We start from the raw sequence: 24,288 nt of genomic DNA, 5'->3' as shown, positions 1-24,288 counted from the left end.
CCTCAGTTGTGCTCGACAAGCTCGCTGTCGGCGTCGAGCGTCGCGCCGGACAGATCGAGGTTCTGGGTCGTGATCGTGATCGCCTCCGGCGTCAGCGTGAGCACGCTGCTCCCGCAGGTGAGCCGGATCGAGTCGATCGCCTCGATGTGCACGACGGGCGCGCTGCCGAGGACCGAGTCGGCGACGATCCACGTCGCGGTGGTGTCGGCGTTGTCGAGGTACTTCTCGTTCGACACGCAGACGATGGAGCTCGCCACCTCCTCGGTCCACTCGGTGTCCACGTCGAGCGCCCGATCCTTCTTCGCGACCTCGATCTTCGAGCCCGAGATCACCTGCGTCGAGTCCTTGCGCGCCGCCTCCGAGACGTCCTCGCCCGCGATCTTCACGACGCTGCCGCCCACGACCGTCACCACGTCGCGCGCCGTCTGGTTGATGCTGTTCGGCGTGATCTCGATCATCGATCCGCCCACCGAGAGCGTGCGATCTCCCCGCACGGAGGTGCGGTGCGCGTCGCCGATGCGGATGTTCCGCGAGCCGCCCACCGTCTCCGTCTCGTTGCCCGACACGGTCTTGATGCGCTGGCCGGAGACGGTGAGGGTCTCGTTCCCGCCGATCGAGATCGTCTGATCGCCGATCACGCGCTCGTCGAGCGAGGCGTGGATCGTGAGGTCGTGGTTCACGCCGACGGTGCGCCACGAGTCGTTGTGCACGTTCTCGTATTTCGCGTCGAGGATGATGTAGTTCATGTCGCGCGAGGCGTTGATGAACATCTCCTCGGCGTTCTCTCTGTCCTCGAAGTAGATCTCGTTCGCCGTGCCGTCCGCCGGGACCGTCGCCGTCTTCCACACGACGCGGGTCATGTTCATCGGCAGCTTGTACTCGGGCAGGCGCTCGCCGTCGTGGATGCGCCAGATCACGCTCGGCGCGTCGACGCCGCCCTCCTCGTTGAAGGTCGCGACGTTCCAGCCCATGCGCGGAAACAGCATCGATCCGGGCGCCGCGCGCTGGGCCACGCGCATCCACGTGCCGCCCTTCTCGCTCCGCGGCCCGAGCCGATCCCAGTGCAAGATCGTCCGCACCCGCGCGAGCTCGTCCGGATGAACCTCCTGCCCGTCGGGCCCGACGATCTGGCCGAGCTGCAGGCCCGCCTGCTTCGCCTCGGGCGTCTTCTGCAGCGGCCGGAACGGGACCTCCGCGCGGATCGCCTGGAAGCGCGTCGAGCACGGCTCGTGTTCGTCGCCGCGGACCTCGACGCGGGTCACGAGGTAACGCGTGTTCATCTTGCCGACCGGGTGCCCGTCGATCTCGAGCACGACGCCCGGGAAGGGGCGGACGCTCGTCGAGAGCCCAGCCACGCCCGCGCGTGACGCCACGTTCGCGTCCCGCTGATCGCTCACCCGCGCCTCGAGGATGGTCTCCATCCCCGTGCCGCCGCCCGGCGCGTCGTAAAACTCGTGCTTGCCCGCGCCCGCCTTCGCCTGGATCGGCACGGTCGGCCGTTTGAGGTCGAACGACTTCATCGCGAACCGGCCCGTCGACGCGGCGCTGGTCGAGCCGAGCTCCGTCACGGCGTCCTGCTTCGGCTGGAGCGCGCTCTCGCGCACCCAGGGCAAGAGCGCGCCGCCGGGCATGTCGGGCGCGACGGTCGAGTCGTCCGCGAACACGGTCATCGACCCGGCCTCGTGATCGAACCAGTAGTGGATGCCCTCCTCCTCGAGGACGCGGCTCACGTAGGTCCAGTCGTCCTCGCGATACTGCACGCGGTAGGGATACTCGGGGTAGCCGCGCGTGAGGGCCCAGCGGTACTTGCCCGTGTAGTCGGCGAGCACGTCGTCGACGATCTTCTGCACGTCGACGTCCTGCAGGGCGTAGCAGTCGCGGCCGAGCGACTGCCGCCACATCATCGGCCGCAGGACGATCGTGACGCGGCCGCGCTCGTTGTCGAAGGCCCGCGCGCTCGCCTCGGCGACCACGCCCGTGACGACGCGCTCCTTGTAGGCCTGATCCCGCATCGTGAGGACCGCCTCGGCGCCGATCACCACGTCGACGTCGGGCAAGGGCAGCTCGATCTCGGCCTCGACGTCGTACCGGAAGAGCGTCGAGAGCGCCTCCTCCCCGCGCATCGAGAGCACGCGGCGCACCTCGATCCCCTGAACAGACAGCTCGGCGAATGCAAGCTCCATCGCGCGTTCTCCTTCAGGGCGTCAGCTTCTCGGGGTTGCCGCGGTAGGTGATCTTCGTGCCGCTCTCCTGCTTGAGCGGCCCGGTGATGCTCACGCCCGAGGGCGTCATCTCGATCGTGAGCCCCTCGCCGCGCAGGGCGATCGAGGCCGACGCGACGAGCTCGATCGCCTTGCTGCGGAGCTCCATGCGCTCGGCCGAGCGGAAGATCGCGGAGGCGCCCACGTTCACGGTGGTCTTCTTCGCGGACACGCTCATGTCGCCCTTCGACTTGCGCAGGACGTACCCGCTCACGAACGTGCCGTGTTTGTCGGCGACCGCCTGCTTGATGCTCTCGTCGATCGCGACCGTGACCTTCGACCCGGAGGCGATCTCGACGAGCACCTTGCCGCCCTCGTGCGCCACCGAGCCGCCCGCCATCGAGATCTGCGAGCCGCCCACGATCCGCGTCAGCGTCTTCTGGATGTTGCGATCGATCGAGCCGGCCTCGTCGTTGCCCGCCCGCGTGTACCGCGTGCCGCCCACGGTCTCGACCTCGCTGCCGGTCACGGCCGTGTCGGCCCCGACCTCGACGTGGATCGACTCGTCGCCGCCGATCGCGTGGGTGCGATCGAGCTCGACCTTGTTGATGACGCTGCCGCCCACGGTCCGCGTCTGGTCGGCGCCGATGGTGTACTGCTGGGTCTTCTCGACCACGCGCGTGGAGTTCGACTCCACGAGCACCGTGAGGTTGTTCCCGATCGTCTCGGTGCGGTCGTGCTCGATCAGGTTCTTCCAGTCCTTCTGCGCGTGCCAGTCCATGTGCATGGAGCCGGCCGAGTCCTCCAAACGAAGCTCGTTGAACCCCGCCTTGCCGGGGTACGTCTCCGTGCGGATCGTCATCCGGTTCCGGAACGCGGGCTGGTTGTACATGGGGACCATCTGCCCGTTGATCTGCCGCGCCAGGCCCATCGGCCGCGTCGGGTCGCCGTCGATGTAACCGACGCTGATCTCCCAGCCGACACGCGAGAGCGCGATCGAGGTCGAGATCTCCTGCAGCATGCGGATCCAGCGCGAGTCCTCGTCGCTGCCCTTCGCCTCGCGATCCCAGTGGAACTGCACCTTCGCGCGGCCATAAGCGTCCGTGTGGATCTCCTCGCCCGCGGGGCCACGCACCATCGCCGTGTGGTTGCCCTGGATCTCGGGGCGCTCCGTCTTCAGCGCCGGCCGGTACGGCACGTCCGCGGGGATCGCCCGGAAGCGGTTCTCGTAGTGCGCGACGCCGCCCTCCTCGCGGTAGTCGTGCTCGACGTGAACGAGCAGGTAACGACCGCTGAAGCTCGTGGCCTCCTCGTGCGTGAACGAAAAGATGCGCGCCGGCGCGAAGGAAAACACCGTGCTCGTGCCCTCGACGAACCGCTTCTCCGCGCAGAGCGCCTCGACCCGGAGCCTCGCGAGGACCTCACCCTGGGCCGGGCTCCTGTACCCGACGGGGTAATCGTAGATCTCGAGGTGCGTGTCCTTCGCCCCCGTGGCCGACGCGAGCAACGAGAGCGCCGGCGTCTTCCAGTTGTAGTCGTTGACCGTGGCCTTTCCCGATCCCACGGCCGCGCCGCGCTCGAACGAGGTCACGCCGAAATCGCCGTGCGCGAGCGCCCCCGCGGCGTCGATGAGCTCGAACTCCGCGCCGCCCTCGACCTCGGGCGAGGCGGAGGACGTGTCGCCGAGGATCATCGTGCCGTCGGGGTCGAAGGTATAATAAAACCCCTCGAACTCCAGCATCCGCGACACGAAGGCGAGGTTCGTCTCACGATACTGCATGCAATAAGGCTGCAGGTCCGATTGCCGCGTCGTGCGCCACGCGTGCGCGACCGAGCCCTCGCCGAGGACCTTCGAGACGATCGGCTCGGCGCGCTGATCACGCCATTTGCGGGTGTTCTTGTCGAGGCCGAGGAACCACAACGTGGGCCGGAGCTCGAGCTCGTAGTGCAGGTGGCCGTCCTCCTCGTCGAGGAAGCGGCCCCGCGCGAGCTGCATCGTGAAGCGGCGCTTCTCCTGCCCGTCCCAGAGAATGACGAGCGTGGCCGTCTCTTCGAGCATCGCCTCGACGTCGAGGTCCGTGCCCACGGCGACCTCGACCCAGGCCCCGCCGAGCTCGCTGATCCCCTCCTCGACGCGCGCCCGCAGCGCCGGCCACGAGGCGTCGCCGATGCTCAAGAATACCTCGATGCGCAACGCTTGTTTGCTCATGGCCTACACACTCCTCGCGCGCGCCGGCTCCGCGGCCCTCGCCGTCCCTACGCGCTGGCCCGGGTCGCGGATCACGTCCTCGGGCAACGCGCCCACGCCGACCACATAGATCCGCTCGAGCCGCTCCCATTTTCGCGGCAAGACGATCGACGCCCGCCACGTGAGCTCCACGACGCGGGTCTCGGTGTCGATGAGGAGACCGTCGAGGTGCGCCTCGATCGCCTCTCGTTTGCCGTCGATCAGGCTGCCGAACGTGATCGTGTACCGGGGCAAACGGAAGCGCCAGGCGCCCTCCGGCAAGATACCGCCCACCTCGATCTGCTCGTCGCCGACGAGCGGCGCCTCGCTGTGCAGGCCCGGGACGCTCCAGGCGTGGTGCATCGGATCAAAATCACGCGGGCGCACGGGCGCGCGGCCCTTCGCCCAGGCGGCGTCGTGCGTGCCGATCCGCGAGCGCCGCGGCTCCCAGTGCGCAGGGATCGGGGCGAAGCAGCCGTGTGAGGGGTGCGACGGCGCGCCGCCCTCCTCGATCGAAGCGGGTTCGAGCTGCGGGCAAGGCTCGCCGAGCAGCCGCGTGGGCTGGCTGGAAAAACCCACGCCGATCGGGTTCGAAGGCTCGAACGCGCCCGAGATCGGGTCGAGGCCGCCCTGGCATTTGTCGTAGCGGAGCGGCACGGGCTCGACGAGCGGCGCAGGATCCGAGGGCGCGACGCCGCCGCGCCAGCTCTTCACGTAGACGCGTGGCCCGTGCACCACGACGACCTTGCGAATCGATCCCACCTGGAGCCACGCATACACGCGCCCCTTGTTCCCGGCCGAACGAGGCGGCGGATACGCGACGCCGACGAGGCCGACGTCGGTGCCGGGTTTCTCGTCGGCCACGAGGTCCGCGGGAAAACGCACGCCCGCGGCGCCGTCGCCCTCGTCCACGCGGCGCACCGGCGCGAGCGCGAGCCGCGGCGCGCCCTCGCGGCTCACCTTGTAGGCCATCTTGGCGACGACGACGGCGACGTCACGGCCGTGGCGGTCCATCATCACGTCGGCGCCGACGCTCGCCCAGCTGATGTTCTCGACGAGCGCCTCGAAATTCATTACGCGGGGATGGTACGCGCACTCGCCACCCGGCTACAAGCCTCCCTCACCCACCCCAACCCTCCCTCTCCACGCGGTGGAGAGGGAGGGAGGCCGAACGTGTGCGAATCACCCCCTCTCCGCGGCGCGGAGAGGGGGTTGGGGGGTGAGGCAACGCATCTTCAGGCGTCGAGCGTGAGATCCGTCCGCGTCTCCCGCTCGCGCGGCGCGATCCTCGCCGCGGCCTTGCGCGCACGCAGGTGATCCCCGAGATCCACGAAGAGGTGCGCCAGGCTCGTGTAGATCTGCGCCGCCTTCCGCGACCCCGGCTCGAACCCACGATCGGCCTCCTCCAGCGCGCGACACGCATTCATGTACGCCGCGTCGCGATCACTCTTGCCCACGGCGAGCCGCGCGAGGCTGTAATGAATTCGCGCCATTCGACGGTGCGGGGTCGCGCCGGTCGAGGTCATTGCCATTTCATTGTAAAAATTCAATGCGCGCTCGAGGCGCTCCTGCGAGCGCTGCGTGCTGTTGGAGAGGACCTCGACCCAGCCGAGGTCCATGTCGATCTCGGCGCAGAGATCGGCCGGCGCGGAGGCGCGGCTGCCGAGGTCGGAGGCGCGCTCGAGCAGGTCCCGCGCCTCGGCGTACGAGAGCTCCCGCGCGCGCTGGTTGCCCACGCGGGCGAGCAGCTCGGCCACGGGGACATGCTCGACGTCGTGCTCGAGGGCGGTCTTCGTGGCCTCCTGGATGTGCGACCAGAGCTCGGTGCGCTCGCGCGCGCTCGCCTCGAGGTAGGCCATGAGCAAGAGGTCGAGCCCGTCGTGCAAAGCGGCCGTGCGTTGATCGGGCGTGGCGAGCTCGCGCACGCGCGACCGGAACGTGGGCTCGTAGGAGACGATGTCGGCCTCCTCGCGCAGGAAGCCGAGCTTGAGCAGGATCGGCAGCGCCTCGCCGAGATCCCCGAGGCGCTCGCGTGGCAGGTCGCTCTCGGCGAAATAAGCGAGGACGCGGGCGAGGCGCACGGCCCGGGGATCCTCGCGGTTCGCCTTGAGCAGGGCGCGGTCGGGCGAGACCTCGACGTCCGACTCGATGCCGGCGAGCGCGCGTAGCCGCTTCTCGACGGCGGTGAGCTCGGAGGCGTGGGCGTCGTCCGAGGCCGGCATGGGCAGCTTCTCGAGCACCTTGCGCGCGAGCTCGGCCCTGCCCTGGTCGAGCACGACCTTGCCAAACGCGGCCGCGAGCTCGGCCGGCGTGGGGAGCAGGCCGGGGAACTCGCGCGACCAGCGGCCCGGCAAGGCCATCGGCGAGAGCATGCGCATGGCGCGGTCGAGGTCCTCCAGGCCGCTCTCGATCTCGCCGTGGTGGGCCTTCCCGAGGGCGTGGGCGTGCCAGGAGAGGACGTCGCCGCCAGGCATGAGCTTGCCGAGGATGGCGCCGTGTTTCTCGGCGACCTCGCGCGAGAGCAGCCCGTCGTACATGCCCTCGCGGCAGCGCGCGATCCAGCGGAGCGCGAGCACGAGCTGCTGCGTGGTCTCCATGCGGCTCGACTCGACGGCCTCGTCGTCCTGGGGATCGTCGAGCCAGAAGAGGGCCTGCTCGGGGTGGTCGACGAGGAGGAAGGCGGCGGCGCGGAGGATGTCGGGCTGCTCGCGCGAGGGGATGGCGATGACGGCGCGAGGCTGGCCAGCCCAGAGCAGGAGGCGGCCGGCGGCCTTCTCGGGCGGGCGAGGGCGGCCTTCGTCTTCCTCGACGGGGGCATGGACGAGGTCGGCGACGGCGCGGCCGAGGGCGGCCCACTCGGCGAGCGGGCGGCCACGCTTGAGGTCGGCGCGCAGGGCGGTGACGACGCCGTGCAGGTGCTTGGAGGAGCGGAGCAGGTTGGCGAGGCGGGTGTCGGCGCACTCGGGCGACCACTCGGAGGACGGCAAGAGCTCACAAGCGCGGCCGATGCTGCGGAAGACGTCCTCGTCGAGCTCGTTGACGAGGCTCTTGGCGCAAGCGAGGCCGAGGTGCGCGGCGCCCGAGGAGGCGTCGAGGCGGAGGGCGGCCTTGTAATGCTCGACGAGGGCGGCGGGGTTCGAGCCGTCGTGCTCCTCGTGCTGGGCGGCGACGAGGTGCATGAGGGCGAGCGACTGCGCCATCGTGGGCGCCTTGGCGACGCGCGGCGCGGGCGGGCCGAGGGGGATCTTCCACTTGCGGTTGCGCTCGTAGAAGCGCTCGAGCGTGGTGACGACGCCCTCGACGCCGCCCTCGCCGTCGAGGCGGCCGGCGATGCCGACGAGGCGCTGGCGGCTGTCGAGGATGGGGCCGCCGGCCTCGTTCTCCTGGACGACCTGGAGCAGGCGCGGCAGCGGCGGCAGCGTGTCGGGCTGGGATTTGCGCGGCGGCGGCTCGTCGGGCTCGCCGGCGATGAGGGAGACGCTCGTCCAGTGCAGGACGACGGCGCGCTTGGCGAGGGCGTTCTCGACGCTGTCGCGGAAGCCGACGAGGGTGACGGGCGTGTCGAGCTCGAAGTCCTTGATCTCGTCGACCGGCATGAGCCGCAGGACGTGGGGCAGCTCCTCGGCGCAGCGGAGCACGGCGAGGTCCCCCTCCTCGGGCGGGAGGAACTGCACGACCTCGGCCGTCCGCGCCTGCTCCCCGGCGCGGAGGAGCTTCACGTAGGGGGCGTTCTCGCAGACCCGCGCGACCGTGAGCAGGTGATGGGGGCCGACCGCGACGGCGGTGAAGTGCCCGCCCCCGGGGGCGAAGGCGAGCCAGATCGCGGCTTCGACGGCGGGCTGCGGGGAGGGGGCCATGGCGGCGATTGTACCGGAAGCACGCGCCGAAGCGGTAGGAAGTGGCGGGGCGCGTGGAGGGCGCGCGTGGGAGAGCGCACGCCTCGGCGCCGATTCAGGCCCCGCCCTGCGCGTCTTGTTCGAAGAGCCGCTCGAGCTCGGCCGCGTATTGCTTCGCCGATTCGACGAGCGCCTTCTCGTCGTTGCGGTGCACGTACGCCTTGCGGACCATGATCTCGTCGTAGTCGCCGAACTTGCGCACGGTCTCGCGCGCGTCGCTCGCGGGCAGGCCGAGCTCCTCCAGCGTGAGCCGCGACGCCTCCAGGCTGCCCGCGAAGTTCTCGCGGATGACCGTGGAGACGCCGGCGTCGAGCAGCGCATACGCGTGCTGCCGGTTGCGCGCCCGCGCGACGATCTTGAGGTGGGGGAAATGCTCCTGCACGACGCGCAGCGTGCGCATGGAGGCGTCCATGTCGTCGACGGCGAGGACGAAGACCTCGGCCCGGTCGGCCCGCGCGGCCCGCAGGAGATCGACGCGCGAGGCGTCGCCGTAATAGATCTTGTTGCCGAAGCGACGCACGAAATCCACGTGCGTGGCGCTCGCGTCGAGCGCCGTGAACGCGATCCGCTTGAGCCGGAGCACGCGGCCGATGATCTGGCCGAAGCGCCCGAACCCGGCGATGATCACGCGGCTGTTCTCGTCGGGGATCTGGTCGAACGAGCGCCGATCCTGCGCGGCGAGGCGCCGGGTGATCGCGTCGCGCGCCATGAAGAGCAGCGGCGTGACGGCCATCGACAGCGTCACGACGACGACGAGCAGCTCCACCGTCTTCGTGTCGAGGACCAGGGCCCCTTTGCCCACGCCGAAAATGACGAACGCGAACTCGCCGCCCTGCGAGATGGACACGCCGAGGCTCGCCGCCGAGCGCGACGGGAGCTTGAGCGCGCGGCCGAGCGCGAAGAGCACGCCGAGCTTCACGGCCACGAGGCCGATCACGAGCGCGATCACCACGATCGGCCGCTCGAGGACGACGCCGAGGTTCGCCGACATGCCGACCGCCATGAAGAACAGCCCGAGGAGCAGGCCCTTGAACGGCTCGATGTTCGCCTCGAGCTCGTGCCGGTACTCCGAATCGGCGAGCAGGACGCCGGCGATGAACGCGCCGAGCGCCATCGAGAGCCCGACCTGCGCCATGATGAGCGCCGTCCCGAGGACGACGAGCAGCGCCGAGGCCGTGGACAGCTCGTGGCTGTGCGCCTGCGCGATGAAACGAAACGCCGGGCGGAGGAGGTAGCGGCCCGCGATCACGAGCCCGGCGATGACGGCGACGACGACGAGCGCGTGCTTCAACGAGCTGCCGGAGGAGGTCGCGGGGGCGGGCCCGAGCAGGGGCACGAGCGCGAGGACCGGGATGGCCACGAGGTCCTGGAACAGGAGGATGCCAAACGCGGCGCGGCCGTGGGGCGCGCCGAGCTCGTTTTTTTCGCCGAGGATCTGCGTGGCGAACGCGGTGGACGACATGGACACGCCGATGCCCGCGACGAGCGCCGCCGTCCACGGCGCGCCGAGCGCGCGGCCGAGCAGCGTGATCACGCCCGTCGTGAGCGCGACCTGCGCGCCGCCCAGGCCGAACACGATCGCCCGCATCTTCCACAGGCGGCTCGGCTGGAGCTCGAGGCCGATGAGGAACAGGAGGAGCACGACGCCGAGCTCGGCGAAGTGCAGCGTCTGCTCGACCTCGCCGGCGAGCTTCATGCCCGAGGGGCCGATCACCGCGCCGGCCGCGAGATAACCGAGCACCGAGCCGAGGCCGAGGCGCTTGAAGAGGGGGACCGCGACGACGGCCGCGGCGAGGAAGAGGGCAGATTGGGTGAGCATCACGAGGAGGTCGCTCCCTGCGTGCTCGGGCGCCGTCGTGGGGAGGTACGTCGCTCCACCACGAACGTGCAATCGCCCGAGCGTGACGATTTTCTTGTAGCCGTTCCCGGCGGCGACCGATACGGCCGGTCGCCCGCATTGCGTTAGAATTTGACGTCAAAAGAAGGATTGGCGTATCCCGAGGGTGGAACATGCGCCTCGACAAGGACACGCCCTGATGGGTGAAATCCCCCTCCTCGACGAAATCGCCGTCATCGCCGCCCTCGGGGTGCTCGTCACGGTCATCCTCTCGCGCCTGCGCTTGCCGACCGTGGCGGGGCTGCTCTTCTCGGGGGCCCTCGTCGGGCCCTTCGGGTTCGAGCTGGTCCACTCGATCCACTCGATCGAGATCCTCGCCGAGGTGGGCGTCGTCCTCCTGCTCTTCACGATCGGCCTCGAGTTCTCGCTCGCGCGGCTGAAGAGCATCTTCCGGCAGGTCGCGCTCGGCGGTCTCCTCCAGGTCGGGCTCACCACGGCCGTCGTGGCCGGCGTCGCCACCGCGCTCGGAGAGCCTCCGGGGCGGAGCGTCTTTTACGGCTTCGTCTTCGCCCTCTCCAGCACGGCGATCGTGCTGCGCGCCCTCGCCGAGCGGCGCGAGCTCGACGCGCCGCACGGGCGGTTCATCGTCGGCACGTTGATCTTCCAGGATCTCTGCGTCGTCCCGATGGTCCTCATCGTGCCCATGCTCGGGACGGCCGCGCAGGGCGGCGACATGGCGCAGTCGATCGGCGTGGCGCTCGGCAAGGCCGCGGCGCTCGTGGTCGCGACGATCCTCGTCGCGCGCCTCGTCGTCCCGCGCGCGCTCCGGTGGGTCGCCGCGGCGCGCAGCCGCGAGGTCTTCCTGCTGGCCGTCCTCGCCCTCTGCGTGGGCACGGCGTGGCTCACGGCGCAGGCGGGGCTCTCGCTCGCGCTCGGCGCCTTCCTCGGCGGCATGGTCGTCGCCGACACGGAGTACGGGCATCGGGCCATGGGGGACATGTTGCCGCTCCGGGACGCCTTCGTGAGCGTCTTCTTCGTCTCGCTCGGCATGCTCTTCGACTTCCGCGTCGTGATGCAGCAGCCGCTGCTCGTGTTGCTCTTGCTCGTGGGGTTCCTCGGCGCGAAGGGCTTCCTCGCGACGCTCGCGGCCTTCGCGATGCGGTTCCCGGCGCGCGTCGCGTGGCTCGCGGGCGTGGGGCTCGCGCAGTTCGGCGAGTTCGGGTTCGTGCTCGCGCGGCTCGGCGAGAGCGCGGGCGTGGTCGACGCGGCGGCGACGAAGCCGCTGCTCGCGGCCGGGATCGCGAGCATGTTCCTCACGCCCGTCTTCGTGCGCGTGGCGCCGCACCTGACCGCAGGCCAGCGCCTGCTCTTGCCGCTCGAGCGGCTCATCGGGGTGCGCAGCATCGACGAGGCGGACGGCGGCGACGAGCACGCCCTCGCGGGGCACGTGGTCATCGTGGGTTACGGCGTCGCGGGCAGGCTCGTGGCGCGCGCGCTCACGGCGTGCGGGGCGAAGTACGTGGTGCTCGAGCTGAACGCGGAGACGGTGCGGGTCGCGCGCGCGGCGGGCGAGCCGGTGTACTACGGCGACGCGACCAGCGAGGAGGCGCTCGGCCACGCGCACCTCGAGAAGGCCCGCGCGCTCCTGCTCTTGATGAACGACCCGCAGGCCGCGCAGCGCGTGGTGGACACGGCCAAGCGCGTCGCGCCCACGGTGCCGATCCTGATGCGCGCGCGGTACATCCTCGAGAAGGAGCCGCTACTCGCGATGGGCGCCACCGACGTGGTCGCCGAGGAGGTCGAGGGCGGCGTGGAGATCCTCGCGCGGCTCCTGCGCTGGCTCGACGTGCCCCGCAACGTCATCGAGGAGCGGATCGACGAGGTGCGCGCCTCGACGCAGACGACCGAGCGGAACGTGACGATCCCGCGGCGGGCGCTGGGTGATCACGGCGATCTCGCCGAGCTGAAGATCGAGAGCGCCCTCGTGACCGAGGCGAGCGCGGCCGTCGGGCGATCCGCGGCGGCGCTCGGGGTGCGACACGAGACGGGGGCGCTCATCGTCGCGATGCGGCGCGACGGGAAGCTGCTCGAGCAGACGGACCCGAACGAGCCGTTCCTGGCCGGCGACGTCGTGTACCTCGCCGGGTCGGTCGGTTCGGTGAAAAAGGCGGTCGATCTGCTGACGCGCCCGCTCGCCGGCCCGGCGCAGGCGGCCGGCGACGAATTGGGTCTGTCGGCATGACTTTTTTCGCTCGATGTCCTCAGGGGCGGCGTTCGGCGCGCTCGTGCTCGTTCGATGGGAGGTACCGGGGATGACGCTCGTCGTGGCAACCGACTTTTCCGCCGAGGCGCAGCGCGCCGGGATGATCGCGGCCGGCATGGCGGCGCGCGCAGGCGTCTCGCTTCATCTGGTGCACGCCTCGACCGATCCACGCGCCCCGTTCGTCCTCGGGACCTCCGAGGAGCACCTCCTCGCCGACGAGCGAAAGGCCCTCGCCGACGCGGCTTCGGCGCTCCGCGCGACCGCGAACATCCCCGTCGAGGAGGAGCTCGCTGCCTCCCCGATCGCCGACGCGATCACCGCCGCCGCCGAGCGCGTGGTCGCGATGGCCCTCGTCATCGCCCCGCCGCGGCGGCTGGCTCCGACGTTCGGGAGGAACATCGCGGAGCGCCTGGCGCGGCAGTCGCGGGTCCCCATCCTGATGGTGCGCGCGCCGGAGGCCTTCGAGGCGTGGCTGCGCGGCGAGCGCCCGCTGCGCGTGATGGTCGGCTCCGACGTCGGCGCCGCCTCGACGCGGGCGCTGCGCTTCGCCGAGCAGCTCACCAGGGTGGGCCCCGTCGAGATCACGGTGGCGTGCGTGGCCGGCCCCGACGAGACGAGCATCCGCCTCGGTTTGCCCTTGCCGCCGAGCGGCAACGCGCTCTTGCCTGCGGCCGAGACCGCGCTCCGCGGCGAGCTCGCGGCCCAGATCCAGAGCGCCGGCGCGCGCGTCGAGAACGTGATCATCCGGGCGGGGACCGCCGCGCCGGAGACGCACCTCTCGGTGCTCGCCGAGAACGAGCGAGCGGACCTCCTGGTCGTCGGGACGCGCAAACATTCGTGGGTCGAGGAGGTCTGGTCGGGCTCCGTCTCGCGGGGCGTGGTGCGCGCCGCGTCGACGAATGTCGCCTGCGTCCCGCGCTCGCTGGTCGAAGACAAACCCTCCGTGCCCCACACCCCGCGCGTCGTCGTCGCCGCGACCGATCTCTCCCCGCTCGGGGACATGGCCGTGCCGTTCGCGTACGGTCTCGTCGCGGACGGCGGCAAGGTGCACCTCCTCCACGTCGTCGACGCGGGGCCCTTCGTGCACAAGCTCGAGCGCGTGCGCGACGCGGAGCTCGTGAACCGGCTCGGGGAGCGGATCCCTCCCGAGGCCAAGGCGCGGCACGTGCGCACCGAGAAGCACGTCCTCTTCGGGCGCGCCGCCGACGAGATCGTCAAGTACGCCGAGCGGGCGGGGGCCGACGTCGTCTGCGTGGGGTCGCACGGCCGCTCGGGCGTCGGCGCGGCCGTGCTCGGCTCGGTCTCGCAGGAGGTCATCGCGAGGAGCCGCTGCCCGGTGCTGGTGGTGCCGGGGCCGCGGGAGTGAGCGGCGCGCTCAAGCCAGCGTGCGGCGGATCTCGCTGAGCGAGCGCTCGGCCATCGCCGCTTCGACGCCGAATCGATCGAGCGCCCGGCGGCCGAGCTCGATCGCGAGCTCCATCTCGCCCACCACCGCCTCCCCCGCGCCTTTGGACTGGAGCAGGCTGCGATCCTCGTAGCTGTGGGTGCGCGCGAGCACCGTCGTCGCTCGGCTGACGTCCTGCGCGTGCTCCAGCGCGCGGCGCGCGACCATCATGTCGGGGATACACAAAACGAGCAGCCGCGCCGAGCGTATCTGCGCCCGATCGAGCACGTCGGGCAGGCCCGCGTCCCCGAAGAGCGTGATCACGCCTCGCGCGCGGAGCTCCTCGACGAGCCGCAGATCCTCCTCGACGACGACGTAGGGCTTCTCGTGCTGCGCGAGCAGCTTGCAGACGATGCTCCCGACGCGCCCGTACCCGCAGACGACGGCGTGGTTCTCGATGGCGGGGGGCGCGACGGTGTCCGTGTCCTGCGCGGCGCGCACCTTTTGCCCCTGCACCCAGCGGAGCACGACGGGCGCCAGGTTGTTCACCATCGGCGAGAGCAGGATGGTCACGATCGTCGCGCTGAGCAGCAGGTTGAAGATCGGCCTCGTCAGCGCGCCTTCTTCGAGGCCGATCCGCGCGAGCAGGAACGAGAACTCGGCCGACTGCGCGAGCGCGGCGCCCATCAGCACCGCCACGCGCACCGAGCAGCCCACCCAGCGCGCGACGAAGGTCGTCACCGCGCCCTTGACGAGCACGATCAGCGCCACCGTGAGCAGGACGAGCGCCCAGGCGTCGACCAGGAACTTCGGATCGAGCAGCATCCCGATCGACACGAAGAAGATCCCCGAGAAGACGTCCCGCAGCGGGGTCACGTCCCCGAGGATCCGGTGGGCGAGGTCGGACTCGCCCACGACCACGCCCGTCAAGAACGCCCCGAGCGCCAGCGACACGCCGAGCAACGAGGCGCCGCCCGCCATGGCGAGGGCGAGCGTGATGACCGCGACCGCGAAGAACTCCCGGCTGCGGACCGCGGAGGCGCGGCGGAGCACCCACGGCAGCACCCAGAACGAGAGCGGAACGACGCCGAAGAAGAACAGCGCCGCCTTGCCGAGCAAGAGGCCCACGCTCTTCTCGCTGGGGGAGACGAACGCGAGGACGGCGACGATCGCCACCGTGGAGATGTCCTGCACCGAGGACCACGCGAGCCCGAGCCGCGCGTGGCGGCTGTCGATCTCCCCCCGATCGGAGAGGATCTTGCCGAGGACCGTGCTCGACGAGTTCGAGACGACCGCCCCGAAGGCATACGACGCGACGTGGCTCCAGCCGAGCGCGCGTCCGATCAGGTATCCGATCCCGATCATGGCCGCGACCTGGATGAGCCCACCCAGGATGGCGATCCGGCTCGCGCGGAGCAGCTCTCGCAGCGAGAGCTGCACGCCGATCACGAACATCAGGAAGATGATGCCGAGCTCGGCCAGCTCGGCGATGGCCTCCGTGTTGCCCATGACGCCGGGCGTGAACGGGCCGATGGCGACGCCGGCGAGGACGTACCCGATGATGAGCGGTTGCCGGAGTCGCAACGCGATCGCGGCGCCGATCATCGCGGCGACGAGGGCCGTGATCAGGTGCGCGAGGAGTCCGCCGCTCTGCATTGAATCATCTGCATTTGAAGGGTCCTATCAGCCTCGCGTCAGCGCGACGACCGTGAACCGGTCATGGCCGAGGTCGTTTGGCAGCCGGAACGCATCCGGTCCTCCCCGGCATCGAAGGGGAGGCTGCCGCGATGCTGTGGGCTGTCCTGAGCATATTCATCGGAGCTCTGCTGGCGCAAGCCCTGCAACGCGTGCTCGGTCGCCCGGCTGGCTGGCTCTTCGCGGCGTTGCCGCTCGGCGTGCTCGTGTCCGTGATGCCGTTCGTCCCGAGGCTCCTCGCCGAGGGGGAGGTGGTTCACGCGTCGCTGCCGTGGATCCCCTCGCTCGGGGTGGAGCTCGCGTTCAGCCTGGATGGGCTCTCGCTCGTGTTCCTCGCGCTCATCTGCGGCATCGGGGCGCTGATCTTCATTTACGCGAGCAAATATCTGCAATCGGATCGGCGGCTCGGGCGGTTCTACGCGTACCTCCTCCTGTTCACGGGATCGATGGCGGGCCTCGTGCTCGCCGACGACGTGTTCGTCCTCTTCGTGTGCTGGGAGCTCACGAGCGTGAGCTCGTATCTCCTCATCGCGTGGGACCACGAGCGGCCCGAGGCGCGCAAGGCCGCCTTGACGGCGCTCCTCGTCACGGGCGTCGGCGGGCTCGCCATGCTCGCCGGCTTCGTCCTCCTCGTCCTCTCGACCGGCGAGACGCTGATCTCGCGATTCTCGGGTGAAGCCGTCCGGGAGAGCCCCCTCTACCTGCCCATTTTGATCCTCGTCCTCGCCGGAGCGTTCACGAAATCGGCGCAGTTTCCCTTTTCGTTCTGGCTCCCGCGGGCGATGGAGGCGCCCACGCCCGTCAGCGCCTACCTGCATTCGGCCACCATGGTGAAGGCGGGCGTCTATCTCCTCGCGCGCCTGCACCCCACGCTCGGCGGCACGCGAGAATGGTTTCTCGTCGTGACCCTCGTCGGCGCCGCCACGATGGTCGTCGGCGCGGTCCTCGCGGTCACGCAGAAGGACCTCAAGCGGATCCTCGCGCAATCGACCGTGAGCGTGCTCGGCCTGCTCACCATGCTCCTCGGCATCGGGACCCGGGCGGCCATTTCCGCCGCGGTGGTGTATCTCATCGCGCATTCCCTGTACAAGGGCGCGCTTTTCATGACCGCGGGGACCCTGGACCACGAGACCGGGACCCGCGACGTCACCCGCCTGCGGGGCCTCGCGCGGCGGATGCCCGTCACGGCGACGGCGGCGGTGCTGGCCGCCATTTCGAGCGCCGGAGCGCCGCCCCTCTTCGGCTTTCTGGGGAAAGAGCTCTTCTACGAGGCCGTCTTCGCGTCGCCCTCGATGCGGGCCCTCCTCGGCGTGGCCGCGGTCCTGTCGAGCGTGCTGCTCGTCGTGGTGAGCGTGCTCGTCGCCTATCGGCCCTTCTTCGGCGGATCCCCCTCCGCGCCCAGGATCCCGCACGAAGCGCCGCCATCCATGTGGCTCGGGCCTTCTGTGCTCGCGGCCGCGAGCCTCGTCTTCGGCCTGGCGCCGCAATGGCTCGGAGACCTCCCGGGCGCGGCGGCGACCGCCATTCTCGGCCGCCCTGCGCCCCTCGAATTGCACCTGTGGCACGGCTTTTCGCCCGTGCTCGGGGCGAGCGCCGCGACCCTGCTCGCCGGCGTCGTGCTCTTTCGTGTCCTCTCCGGCCGTGAAGAGCGCCTCTTCGACGCTTCCACGCGCCTCGGCGCGTGGGGCCCGGCGCGCGTGTACGACGCTGCCTTCGCGGGGCTCATGCGGTTCGCCGCGTGGCAGACGCGGCGGCTCCAGACGGGGCACCTGCGCCATTACCTGCTCGTCACGGTCCTGACGACGGTCGTGCTCGTCGGGGCGCCGCTCCTCCGGAGCCTGCCCTTGTCGATCTCGCTGCGCGGCGTGGAGCTCCCGGAGCTCGTGCTCGCGGTCGTGATCCTCGGGGCCGCGGCGATGACCACGCGCACGCTCTCGCGCCTCGCCGTCGTGGCCGCGCTCGGCGCGATCGGCGTCTCCGTCATGCTCATTTACGTGATCTTCAGCGCCCTCGATCTCGCGCTCACGCAGATCATGGTCGAGGCGCTCACGGTCGTGATCTTCGTGCTCGTCCTGCACCACCTGCCGCGCTTCGTGAACCGGTCCCCGGCGCGCGTCTGGATCCCGGACGCCATCGTCTCCGTGATCTTCGGCGCGACCGTGGCCCTCTTGATCCTCATGTCGTCGACGCTGTATCCGGACCCGACCCTGAGCGAATACTTCGTCGCCAAGGGATACCCCGAGGCCCACGGGCGAAACATCGTCAACGTGATCCTCGTCGACTTCCGGGCGATGGACACGCTGGGCGAGGCGACGGTCCTCTGCGTGGCCGGGATCGGCGTCTACGCGCTCCTCCAGGTCGGCAGGCGGAGGGGAGCCTGAGCCATGCCCTCCTTGATCCTGCGCGCCGTCACGCCCGTCTTGATCCTGCTCCTGATCATCGTCTCGATTTACGCGCTCCTGCGCGGCCACCAGGAGCCGGGGGGCGGGTTCGTCGGCGGGCTCATCATTGCCGCGGCGTTTTCGCTCCACGTCCTCGCGTACGACGTCCCGTCGACGCGTCGGCTCCTCCGCGTCGCGCCCCAGACGCTGATGGGGCTCGGCCTCTCCACCATTCTTCTCTCGGGCATCCTCGGCCTCCTCGCGGGCGGCGCCTTCCTGGAGGGCGTGTGGATGGCCGTCCCCGTGCCGGGGCTCGGCCTGGTCGACGTGGGGACGCCGGTGCTGTTCGACGTCGGCGTTTATGCCGCCGTGATGGGCATGGTGCTCATGATCATCCTCATGGTCGCGGAGATGAATACATGACCCTTCTCCTCGCGATCGTCGTCGGCGCGTTGTATGCGTCGGGGCTCTTCTTGATGCTCCGGCGCAGCATCGTGAAGCTCGCGTTTGGCCTCGTGCTCCTCGGGCACGGGACGAACCTCCTCATTCTCACGGCGGGCGGCGTCGTCCGCGGCCGTCCCCCGCTGATCCCCAAGGGCGGCGCGCCCCTCGACGCGCCGCCGGCCGATCCGGTCGCCCAGGCGCTCATCCTCACGGCGATCGTCATCAGCTTCGCGGTCGTCGCGTTCGCCATCGTGCTCCTTCATCGTGTCCATCGGACGATGGGCAGCGACGATATCGACTCTCTCGAATCGACCCGCCCATGAAGGTGCTCCTCGTCCTTCCCGTCCTCGTCCCGATGGCCACGGCGGCCCTCGCGCTCCTTTTTTTTCGGCGCGAGAGGATCCAGCGCGCGCTCGGCCTCCTCGGCAGCCTCGTCGAGCTCGGCGTCGGCGTCGCCCTGCTCCGCGCCGTGGTGCGGGGAGGCATTCAATCGACCCAGCTCGGCGGCTGGCCCTCGCCGTACGGGATCACGTTCGTCGTCGACCTCTTCTCGGCGCTGATGGTCCTGCTCGCGGGGACCATCGCGGTCGCCACGTCGATCTATTCGGTGTCCGACATCGACCGGGAGCGGCGCGCGCACGGGTTTTACCCGCTCATGCACGTGCTCCTCATGGGGACGAACGGCGTCTTCGTCACCGGCGACCTCTTCAATCTGTACGTCTGGTTCGAGGTGACGCTGATCGCGTCCTTCGTGCTCCTCGTGCTCGGCAACGAGCGGCCGCAGATGCAGGGCGCGATCAAGTACGTCGCGATGAACCTCATCTCGAGCGCCCTCTTCCTCACCGGCGTCGGCATCCTCTACGGATCCGTGCACGCCCTCAACATGGCCGACCTCTCGCTGAAGGTGCCGACCCTCTCGGCGCCGATCCGGACCACGCTCGCGATGATCTTCCTCGTCGCGTTTGGCATCAAGGCGGCCGTCTTTCCCCTCTTCTTCTGGCTGCCGGACTCGTATCACACGCCTCCCGTCACGGTCACCGCGCTCTTCGCGGGGCTCTTGACGAAGGTGGGCGTCTACGCGCTCGTCCGGGTCTTCACGCTCGTCTTCGTGAGCGACGGGGAATCGACCCACGCGCTCCTCCTGGGCATCGCGGCCTTCACCATGGCGGTCGGCGTGCTCGGCGCCGTGTCCCAGCGGGAGGTCCGGCGGATCCTCGCTTTTCATAGCGTGAGCCAGGTCGGCTACATGGTCATGGGCCTCGGCCTGTTCACGTCGTCGTCCCTCGCGGGGGCGATCTTCTTCGTGTTGCATCACGCGATCATCAAATCGAACCTCTTCCTCATCAGCGGGCTCATGCGACCCGACGGCAAAGACGTCCGCCTCGATTTCCAGGGCGGACTCCTTTCGCGGAGCCCCGGGCTCTCCGCCTGCTTCCTCGTCACGGCCCTCTCCCTCGCGGGCCTGCCGCCCTTGTCGGGGTTCTGGGCCAAGCTCATTCTGGTGCGGTCGGGGCTCGAGGTGGGGTCGCGCGGGGCCGCGGCCGTCGTCGCCACGAGCCTCGCCGTCGGCCTCGTCACGCTCATTTCAATGACGAAGATCTGGAACGAGGCCTTCTGGAAGCCCGCGCCTCCCGAGGCCGAACTCGCGCCGCGCCCGCGCGTCTCGCGGCCTCGCGCGCTCCTCTACGTGCCGGTCGTCCTCATGACCGCGCTGGGCGTCACCATCGGTATGGCGCCCGAGCCGCTCCTCGAAATCGTCCGGCGGGCCGCCGCGCAGCTCGCCGATCCGACCGAATACGTGCGCGCCGTGCTGGGGGACGCTCGCCCATGAGAGCCCTCGTCCTCAACCTGTTCCTCGCCATCGTCTGGGTGAGCCTGACCGGCCGGGTGACCGCGGGGGGCCTCGCCTTCGGCTTCCTCCTCGGGTATCTCTTGCTCCTCTGGCTCCGGCGCCTCATCGGCCCCACGACGTATTTCGAGAAAGTGCCGGGGGTCCTGTCGTTTCTGCTGTTTTACGCGAAAGAGATGGTCCGGGCGAACCTCCGGGTCGCCCGCGACGTCATTTCGATCAGGCGCAAGAGCCGCCCCGGCATCGTCGCGGTCCCGCTCGATCTGAAGACCGACCTCGAAATCACCGTGCTCGCGAGCCTCATCGCCCTGACGCCCGGCACCTTCGGCCTCGACATCTCGAGCGACCGCCGCGTCCTCTTCGTTCATGCGATGTTCGTGGACAGCCCGGACGCGCTGCGCGTCTCCATCAAGAACGACCTCGAGCGCCGCGTGAAGGAGCTCTTCCGATGACCCCGCTCTTGCTCGTCGCCATCGCCGTCGTCACGGTGGCGTTCGTCGCCGCCTTCATTCGCCTCCTGCTCGGGCCGAGCCTGCCCGACCGCGTGGTCGCCATGGACCTCATGGCGACGGTCGGCAGCGCGGGCATCGCCCTGTATGCGATGGTGACCGACCATGGCGTCCTCCTCGACGCGGTGATGGTGCTGTCGCTCATCTTCTTCCTCGGCACGATCGCGTTCGCGTATTACCTCGAGCGGCAGGGGGAGTCGCCGTGATCGTCGATATCCTCGAGGGCGCGCTCCTCCTCGTCGGCAGCCTGTTCGTGTTGCTCGCGTGCGTGGGGATCCTGCGCATGCCCGACCTGTTCACGCGCCTCCAGGTCACCTCGAAGGCCTCGGTCCTCGGGATGACGTGTATCCTCACGGCGTCCGCCCTGCATTTCGGCGAGCCGGCCGTCACCACCCGAGCCATCGTCATCATTGCTTTCGTGGTGCTCACGATGCCCGTGGCCACGCACCTGCTCGCGCGCGCCGGGTACACGACCAACGTGCCCCTCGCGCCCGAGACCGTGGTGAACGAGCTCGTGGGGCATTACGATCCGACGACCCATACCCTCGCCGGAGCCGAGCCGCGGAGCCGCACGTTCGAGCTCTTGCCCGGCACCGCCGTCATCGGCAAGCGGATCGCCGATCTCGGCCTGCCTCCCGGCGTGCTCATTGGCTCCATTTACCGGGAGGGCGGCACCATCGTGCCCCGGGGTCAGACGATCCTCGAGCTCGGCGACAAGCTCGAGGTGCTCGCCGAGCCTGCCGAGATCGGGCGCGTGCGCGAGATCTTCGAGGCCCAGGTCGAGGCGCCGGAGGCGGACGAGCCCGACGGCAAACCATCATAGACAATGGCGCGAACCGGCCCCAGAGCCTCGCTCGGAGACCCGCACGCGGGCGGGGCGTGGAGGCGTGATGGACCGGGCGACAGAACCCTTCCGAATTGGCATCTCGGGCTCTTACGGCGGCATGAACCTCGGCGACGAGGCCATCCTCGACGGGATCCTCACGCAGCTCCGGGCGTCGATCCCGGCGGAGATCACCGTCTTCTCCCTCGATCCGCAGGACACGGCGCGCAGGCACCAAGTCGAGCGCGTCGTCCCCGTCCGCAGGCTCACCCGCAAGGAGGCCGCGGCCGAGGTCGGGCGGCTCGACCTCTTCCTCCTCGGGGGCGGCGGCATTCTTTACGATCGAGACGCCGCGACCTACCTGCGGGAGGTCTTCATCGCGAAGGAGCTCGGCGTCCCCGTCGCGCTGTATGCCGTGAGCGCGGGGCCGCTCCTGGATCCGGACGCGCGACAAGCCGTGCGGGCGGCCTTGAACGGGGCGGCCATCATCACGGTACGCGACAAGGAGGCCCGTCGCTTGCTCGAGGACGTCGGCGTGGACCGCGAGATTCACCTCACCGCGGATCCGGCCCTGCTCATCCACGAGGAGCCGTTGTCCATCGAGGCCATCAAGGCCGAGGGCGTCGAATTTGAGCGCCACCTCGTCGGCTTCTCCGTCCGGGAGCCGGGCCCCGCGGCGCCCGACATCGATCCCGAGGAATACTATTCGTTGCTCGCGAACGCGGCCGACTTCGTCATCGAGCGCCTCGACACCGACGTCGTGTTCGTCTCCATGGAGCGGACGGACGTGCAGCACAGCCACGCCGTCGTCTCCCACATGAAAAACGCCGAGCGCGCCGAGGTGCTTCGCCGGACGTATTCGCCGCAGCAGATCCTCCATTTCGTGGGGCACCTCGAGTTCGCGGTCGGCATGCGCCTCCACTTCCTGATCTTCTCGGCGCTGCGCGAGACGCCCTTCGTCGCGCTCCCGTATGCCTCCAAGGTGAAGGGGTTCATCGAGGACCTCGAGATGGAGACCCCGCCGCTCGGGACCATCAGCGCCGGTCAGCTCATCGCGCGGCTCGACCGCTCGTGGGACACGCGCCACGAGACCCGCGCCAAGATTCGCCGGCTCTTGCCCGCCCTGCAGGACCGGGCGCGCGAGACGAACCGCATGATCGTCGACCTCCTCTTGTCGCGACGTGGCCAGAAGGCGGCGTGACATGTACGCGATTCGCACCGACATCGCCATCATCGGCGGCGGGCTCGGCGCGTGCGCCGCGGCGCTCGCGGCGGCGCGGATGGGCCGCCGCGTGGTCCTCACCGAAGAGACGCGCTGGCTCGGCGGCCAGTTGACGAACCAGGCCGTCCCTCCCGACGAACACCCGTGGATCGAGGAGTACGGGGCGAACCGGAGCTACCGCGCCCTGCGCGACGGGATCCGCGCGTATTATCGCCGCAATCTGCCCCTCTCCGCGCCTTCGAGGGCCCTCACCACGCTGAACCCGGGTAATGGATGGGTCAGCAAGCTCTGCCACGACCCCCGGATCGCGGTCGCCGTCCTGCACGAGCTGTTCGCTCCGTACCGGCTCAACGGCAATCTCTTCGAGTTGCGCTTCCACCGGCCGATCTCGGCGTGGACGCACGGCGACCGCGTGAGCGGCGTCGTGGTCCGGGGTCGGGAGTCGGGCCGCGACATCCTCATCGAGGCCGACCTCTTCATCGACGCCACGCCACACGGCGAGCTCCTCGCCCTCGCGGGCGTCGAGCATGTCCTCGGGCAGGAGGCGCGCGCGGAGACGGGCGAGCCACACGCCGCCGAGGTGGCGAACCCGAGGGCCCAGCAGGCCATCACGGTGTGCTTCGCGATGGAGCACCTCCCCGGGGAGGACCACACCATCGACAAACCCCGTCAATACGATTTCTGGCGCGAATGCCGGCCGCCGAACTGGCCGGGCCGCCTGCTCGACTGGACCCACGTCCGCCCCGACACCGGCGAGCCATTGACGCGTGGCCTCTACGCAGGCGACGACGGCCACGGCTTGTGGACCTTCCGGCGTATCCTCGACAAGGACGTCTTCGAGCCGGGCTTCGCGCGGAGCGACGTCACCATCGTGAACTGGCCGCAGAACGATTACTGGCTCGGCCCCGTCTGCGGCGTCGACGCGGCGGAGGCCGCGCGGAACGAGGACGCCGCGCGCCAGCTCAGCTTGAGCGTCCTCTACTGGCTCCAGACCGAGGCGCCGCGCCCCGACGGAGGCGCCGGCTACCCTGGGTTGCGCCTGCGCTCCGACGTCGTCGGAGGCACCGCGGACGGCCTCGCGCCAGCGCCGTACATCCGCGAGTCACGCCGCATCCGCGCGGAGTTCACGGTGCTCGAGCAACACATCGCGCACCCGCTGCGCCCGCATGGCCCCGAGGTCTTCGACGACAGCGTCGGGATCGGTTGTTATCGCATCGACCTGCACCCGCGGGTCTCCGGCGGGGGGTACCTCGACATGGGGTGCTGGCCCTTCCAGATCCCGCTCGGAGCCCTCCTCCCGGTGCGCGTGGAGAATCTGTTGCCCGGGGGCAAGAACCTCGGGGTGACACACATCACGAATGGCACCTTCCGGGTCCACCCGGTCGAGTGGGGCGTGGGCGAGGCGGCGGGGATGCTCGCTGCGTTTTGCCTCGATCGCCGCGTCCCGCCGCGCCACGTGCGCGCCCGGAGAGAGCTGCTCGCCGATTTCCAGGCCCTGCTCGTCCAGAATGGCGTCGAGCTCGCCTGGCCGAAGCTCCGCCCCTTGTGACGGGCGTC

General features: G+C 69.9%; 17 protein-coding genes. 11 read left to right on the top strand and 6 right to left on the bottom strand.

Features of this window, described 5'->3' with window-relative positions:
- Positions 1-2: 2 nt before the first annotated feature.
- From GF068_RS09490 to GF068_RS09470, 5 genes are all read right to left on the bottom strand, one after another.
- Positions 3-2,183 carry a type VI secretion system Vgr family protein gene (locus tag GF068_RS09490; protein WP_153818984.1) on the bottom strand — a complete coding sequence of 727 codons (2,181 nt, stop codon included), beginning with the start codon at positions 2,181-2,183 and terminating at the stop codon, positions 3-5.
- A 13-nt stretch (positions 2,184-2,196) separates the two neighbouring features.
- Positions 2,197-4,410: a type VI secretion system Vgr family protein gene (locus GF068_RS09485; protein WP_153818983.1), complete on the bottom strand. Its 2,214-nt coding sequence runs from the start codon at positions 4,408-4,410 to the stop codon at positions 2,197-2,199.
- Positions 4,411-4,413: 3 nt separating this feature from the next.
- The gene (locus GF068_RS09480) at positions 4,414-5,502 is read right to left on the bottom strand and encodes a DUF2169 family type VI secretion system accessory protein (protein ID WP_153818982.1); all 1,089 of its coding nucleotides are present in this window, start codon (positions 5,500-5,502) and stop codon (positions 4,414-4,416) included.
- A gap of 161 nt (positions 5,503-5,663) precedes the next feature.
- Entirely contained in the window at positions 5,664-8,285 is a 2,622-nt protein-coding gene (locus GF068_RS09475; RefSeq protein ID WP_153818981.1) for a hypothetical protein, read from the bottom strand.
- Positions 8,286-8,379: 94 nt separating this feature from the next.
- Positions 8,380-10,143 carry a monovalent cation:proton antiporter-2 (CPA2) family protein gene (locus tag GF068_RS09470; RefSeq protein WP_153818980.1) on the bottom strand — a complete coding sequence of 588 codons (1,764 nt, stop codon included), beginning with the start codon at positions 10,141-10,143 and terminating at the stop codon, positions 8,380-8,382.
- Positions 10,144-10,360: 217 nt separating this feature from the next.
- Here GF068_RS09470 and GF068_RS09465 point away from each other — a divergent pair, with 217 nt between their 5' ends.
- Both GF068_RS09465 and GF068_RS09460 read left to right on the top strand, forming a co-directional pair.
- Positions 10,361-12,403, top strand: coding sequence for a monovalent cation:proton antiporter family protein (locus GF068_RS09465; protein WP_153818979.1), 2,043 nt, complete (start codon positions 10,361-10,363; stop codon positions 12,401-12,403).
- A gap of 13 nt (positions 12,404-12,416) precedes the next feature.
- A complete protein-coding gene (locus GF068_RS09460; protein ID WP_153818978.1) occupies positions 12,417-13,790 on the top strand; it encodes a universal stress protein in 1,374 nt (457 codons plus the stop codon).
- 9 nt (positions 13,791-13,799) lie between these two features.
- On the opposite strand, the gene GF068_RS09455 is transcribed toward GF068_RS09460, so the two are convergent.
- Complete coding sequence (locus GF068_RS09455) at positions 13,800-15,464, bottom strand: cation:proton antiporter (RefSeq protein ID WP_153818977.1); 1,665 nt, start codon at positions 15,462-15,464, stop codon at positions 13,800-13,802.
- A gap of 131 nt (positions 15,465-15,595) precedes the next feature.
- On the opposite strand from GF068_RS09455, the gene GF068_RS09450 reads away from it, so the two are divergent.
- From GF068_RS09450 to GF068_RS09410, 9 genes are all read left to right on the top strand, one after another.
- Complete coding sequence (locus GF068_RS09450) at positions 15,596-17,884, top strand: putative monovalent cation/H+ antiporter subunit A (protein WP_153818976.1); 2,289 nt, start codon at positions 15,596-15,598, stop codon at positions 17,882-17,884.
- Between the two features lie 3 nt (positions 17,885-17,887).
- Positions 17,888-18,307 carry a Na+/H+ antiporter subunit B gene (locus GF068_RS09445; RefSeq protein WP_153818975.1) on the top strand — a complete coding sequence of 140 codons (420 nt, stop codon included), beginning with the start codon at positions 17,888-17,890 and terminating at the stop codon, positions 18,305-18,307.
- Positions 18,304-18,651 carry a Na+/H+ antiporter subunit C gene (locus GF068_RS09440; protein ID WP_153818974.1) on the top strand — a complete coding sequence of 116 codons (348 nt, stop codon included), beginning with the start codon at positions 18,304-18,306 and terminating at the stop codon, positions 18,649-18,651. The genes GF068_RS09445 and GF068_RS09440 overlap by 4 nt, the downstream gene beginning before the upstream one ends.
- A complete protein-coding gene (locus tag GF068_RS09435; RefSeq protein ID WP_153818973.1) occupies positions 18,648-20,159 on the top strand; it encodes a Na+/H+ antiporter subunit D in 1,512 nt (503 codons plus the stop codon). Before GF068_RS09440 ends, GF068_RS09435 begins: the two co-directional genes overlap by 4 nt.
- Positions 20,156-20,629 carry a Na+/H+ antiporter subunit E gene (locus tag GF068_RS09430; RefSeq protein ID WP_153818972.1) on the top strand — a complete coding sequence of 158 codons (474 nt, stop codon included), beginning with the start codon at positions 20,156-20,158 and terminating at the stop codon, positions 20,627-20,629. Before GF068_RS09435 ends, GF068_RS09430 begins: the two co-directional genes overlap by 4 nt.
- Complete coding sequence (locus GF068_RS09425; RefSeq protein ID WP_153818971.1) at positions 20,626-20,892, top strand: monovalent cation/H+ antiporter complex subunit F; 267 nt, start codon at positions 20,626-20,628, stop codon at positions 20,890-20,892. The genes GF068_RS09430 and GF068_RS09425 overlap by 4 nt, the downstream gene beginning before the upstream one ends.
- Positions 20,889-21,509 carry a monovalent cation/H(+) antiporter subunit G gene (gene mnhG, locus GF068_RS46955; RefSeq protein WP_338046305.1) on the top strand — a complete coding sequence of 207 codons (621 nt, stop codon included), beginning with the start codon at positions 20,889-20,891 and terminating at the stop codon, positions 21,507-21,509. The genes GF068_RS09425 and mnhG overlap by 4 nt, the downstream gene beginning before the upstream one ends.
- Before the next feature lie 121 nt (positions 21,510-21,630).
- A complete protein-coding gene (locus GF068_RS09415) occupies positions 21,631-22,710 on the top strand; it encodes a polysaccharide pyruvyl transferase family protein (protein ID WP_240806752.1) in 1,080 nt (359 codons plus the stop codon).
- A gap of 1 nt (position 22,711) precedes the next feature.
- On the top strand, positions 22,712-24,280 hold the full coding sequence (locus GF068_RS09410; RefSeq protein WP_153818969.1) for an FAD-dependent oxidoreductase: 1,569 nt from the start codon (positions 22,712-22,714) through the stop codon (positions 24,278-24,280).
- Positions 24,281-24,288: the final 8 nt, after the last annotated feature.

This window comes from Polyangium spumosum, assembly GCF_009649845.1.
GTDB lineage: Bacteria > Myxococcota_A > Polyangia > Polyangiales > Polyangiaceae > Polyangium > Polyangium spumosum.
Note: the sequence above shows the minus strand (reverse complement) of the source record. Positions and strands in the feature narration are given on the sequence as shown.

Coding starts and splice junctions, on each gene's coding strand:
- GF068_RS09480 (WP_153818982.1), bottom strand. CDS start 5,502: ATGAATTTCGAGGCGCTCGTCGAGAACATCAGCTGGGCGAGCGTCGGC.
- GF068_RS09410 (WP_153818969.1), top strand. CDS start 22,712: ATGTACGCGATTCGCACCGACATCGCCATCATCGGCGGCGGGCTCGGC.
- GF068_RS09415 (WP_240806752.1), top strand. CDS start 21,631: ATGAACCTCGGCGACGAGGCCATCCTCGACGGGATCCTCACGCAGCTC.
- GF068_RS09465 (WP_153818979.1), top strand. CDS start 10,361: ATGGGTGAAATCCCCCTCCTCGACGAAATCGCCGTCATCGCCGCCCTC.
- GF068_RS09475 (WP_153818981.1), bottom strand. CDS start 8,285: ATGGCCCCCTCCCCGCAGCCCGCCGTCGAAGCCGCGATCTGGCTCGCC.
- GF068_RS09440 (WP_153818974.1), top strand. CDS start 18,304: ATGACCCTTCTCCTCGCGATCGTCGTCGGCGCGTTGTATGCGTCGGGG.
- GF068_RS09470 (WP_153818980.1), bottom strand. CDS start 10,143: ATGCTCACCCAATCTGCCCTCTTCCTCGCCGCGGCCGTCGTCGCGGTC.
- GF068_RS09485 (WP_153818983.1), bottom strand. CDS start 4,410: ATGAGCAAACAAGCGTTGCGCATCGAGGTATTCTTGAGCATCGGCGAC.
- GF068_RS09430 (WP_153818972.1), top strand. CDS start 20,156: ATGAGAGCCCTCGTCCTCAACCTGTTCCTCGCCATCGTCTGGGTGAGC.
- GF068_RS09445 (WP_153818975.1), top strand. CDS start 17,888: ATGCCCTCCTTGATCCTGCGCGCCGTCACGCCCGTCTTGATCCTGCTC.
- GF068_RS09490 (WP_153818984.1), bottom strand. CDS start 2,183: ATGGAGCTTGCATTCGCCGAGCTGTCTGTTCAGGGGATCGAGGTGCGC.
- GF068_RS09455 (WP_153818977.1), bottom strand. CDS start 15,464: ATGCAGAGCGGCGGACTCCTCGCGCACCTGATCACGGCCCTCGTCGCC.
- GF068_RS09460 (WP_153818978.1), top strand. CDS start 12,417: ATGTCCTCAGGGGCGGCGTTCGGCGCGCTCGTGCTCGTTCGATGGGAG.
- GF068_RS09450 (WP_153818976.1), top strand. CDS start 15,596: ATGCTGTGGGCTGTCCTGAGCATATTCATCGGAGCTCTGCTGGCGCAA.
- GF068_RS09425 (WP_153818971.1), top strand. CDS start 20,626: ATGACCCCGCTCTTGCTCGTCGCCATCGCCGTCGTCACGGTGGCGTTC.
- GF068_RS09435 (WP_153818973.1), top strand. CDS start 18,648: ATGAAGGTGCTCCTCGTCCTTCCCGTCCTCGTCCCGATGGCCACGGCG.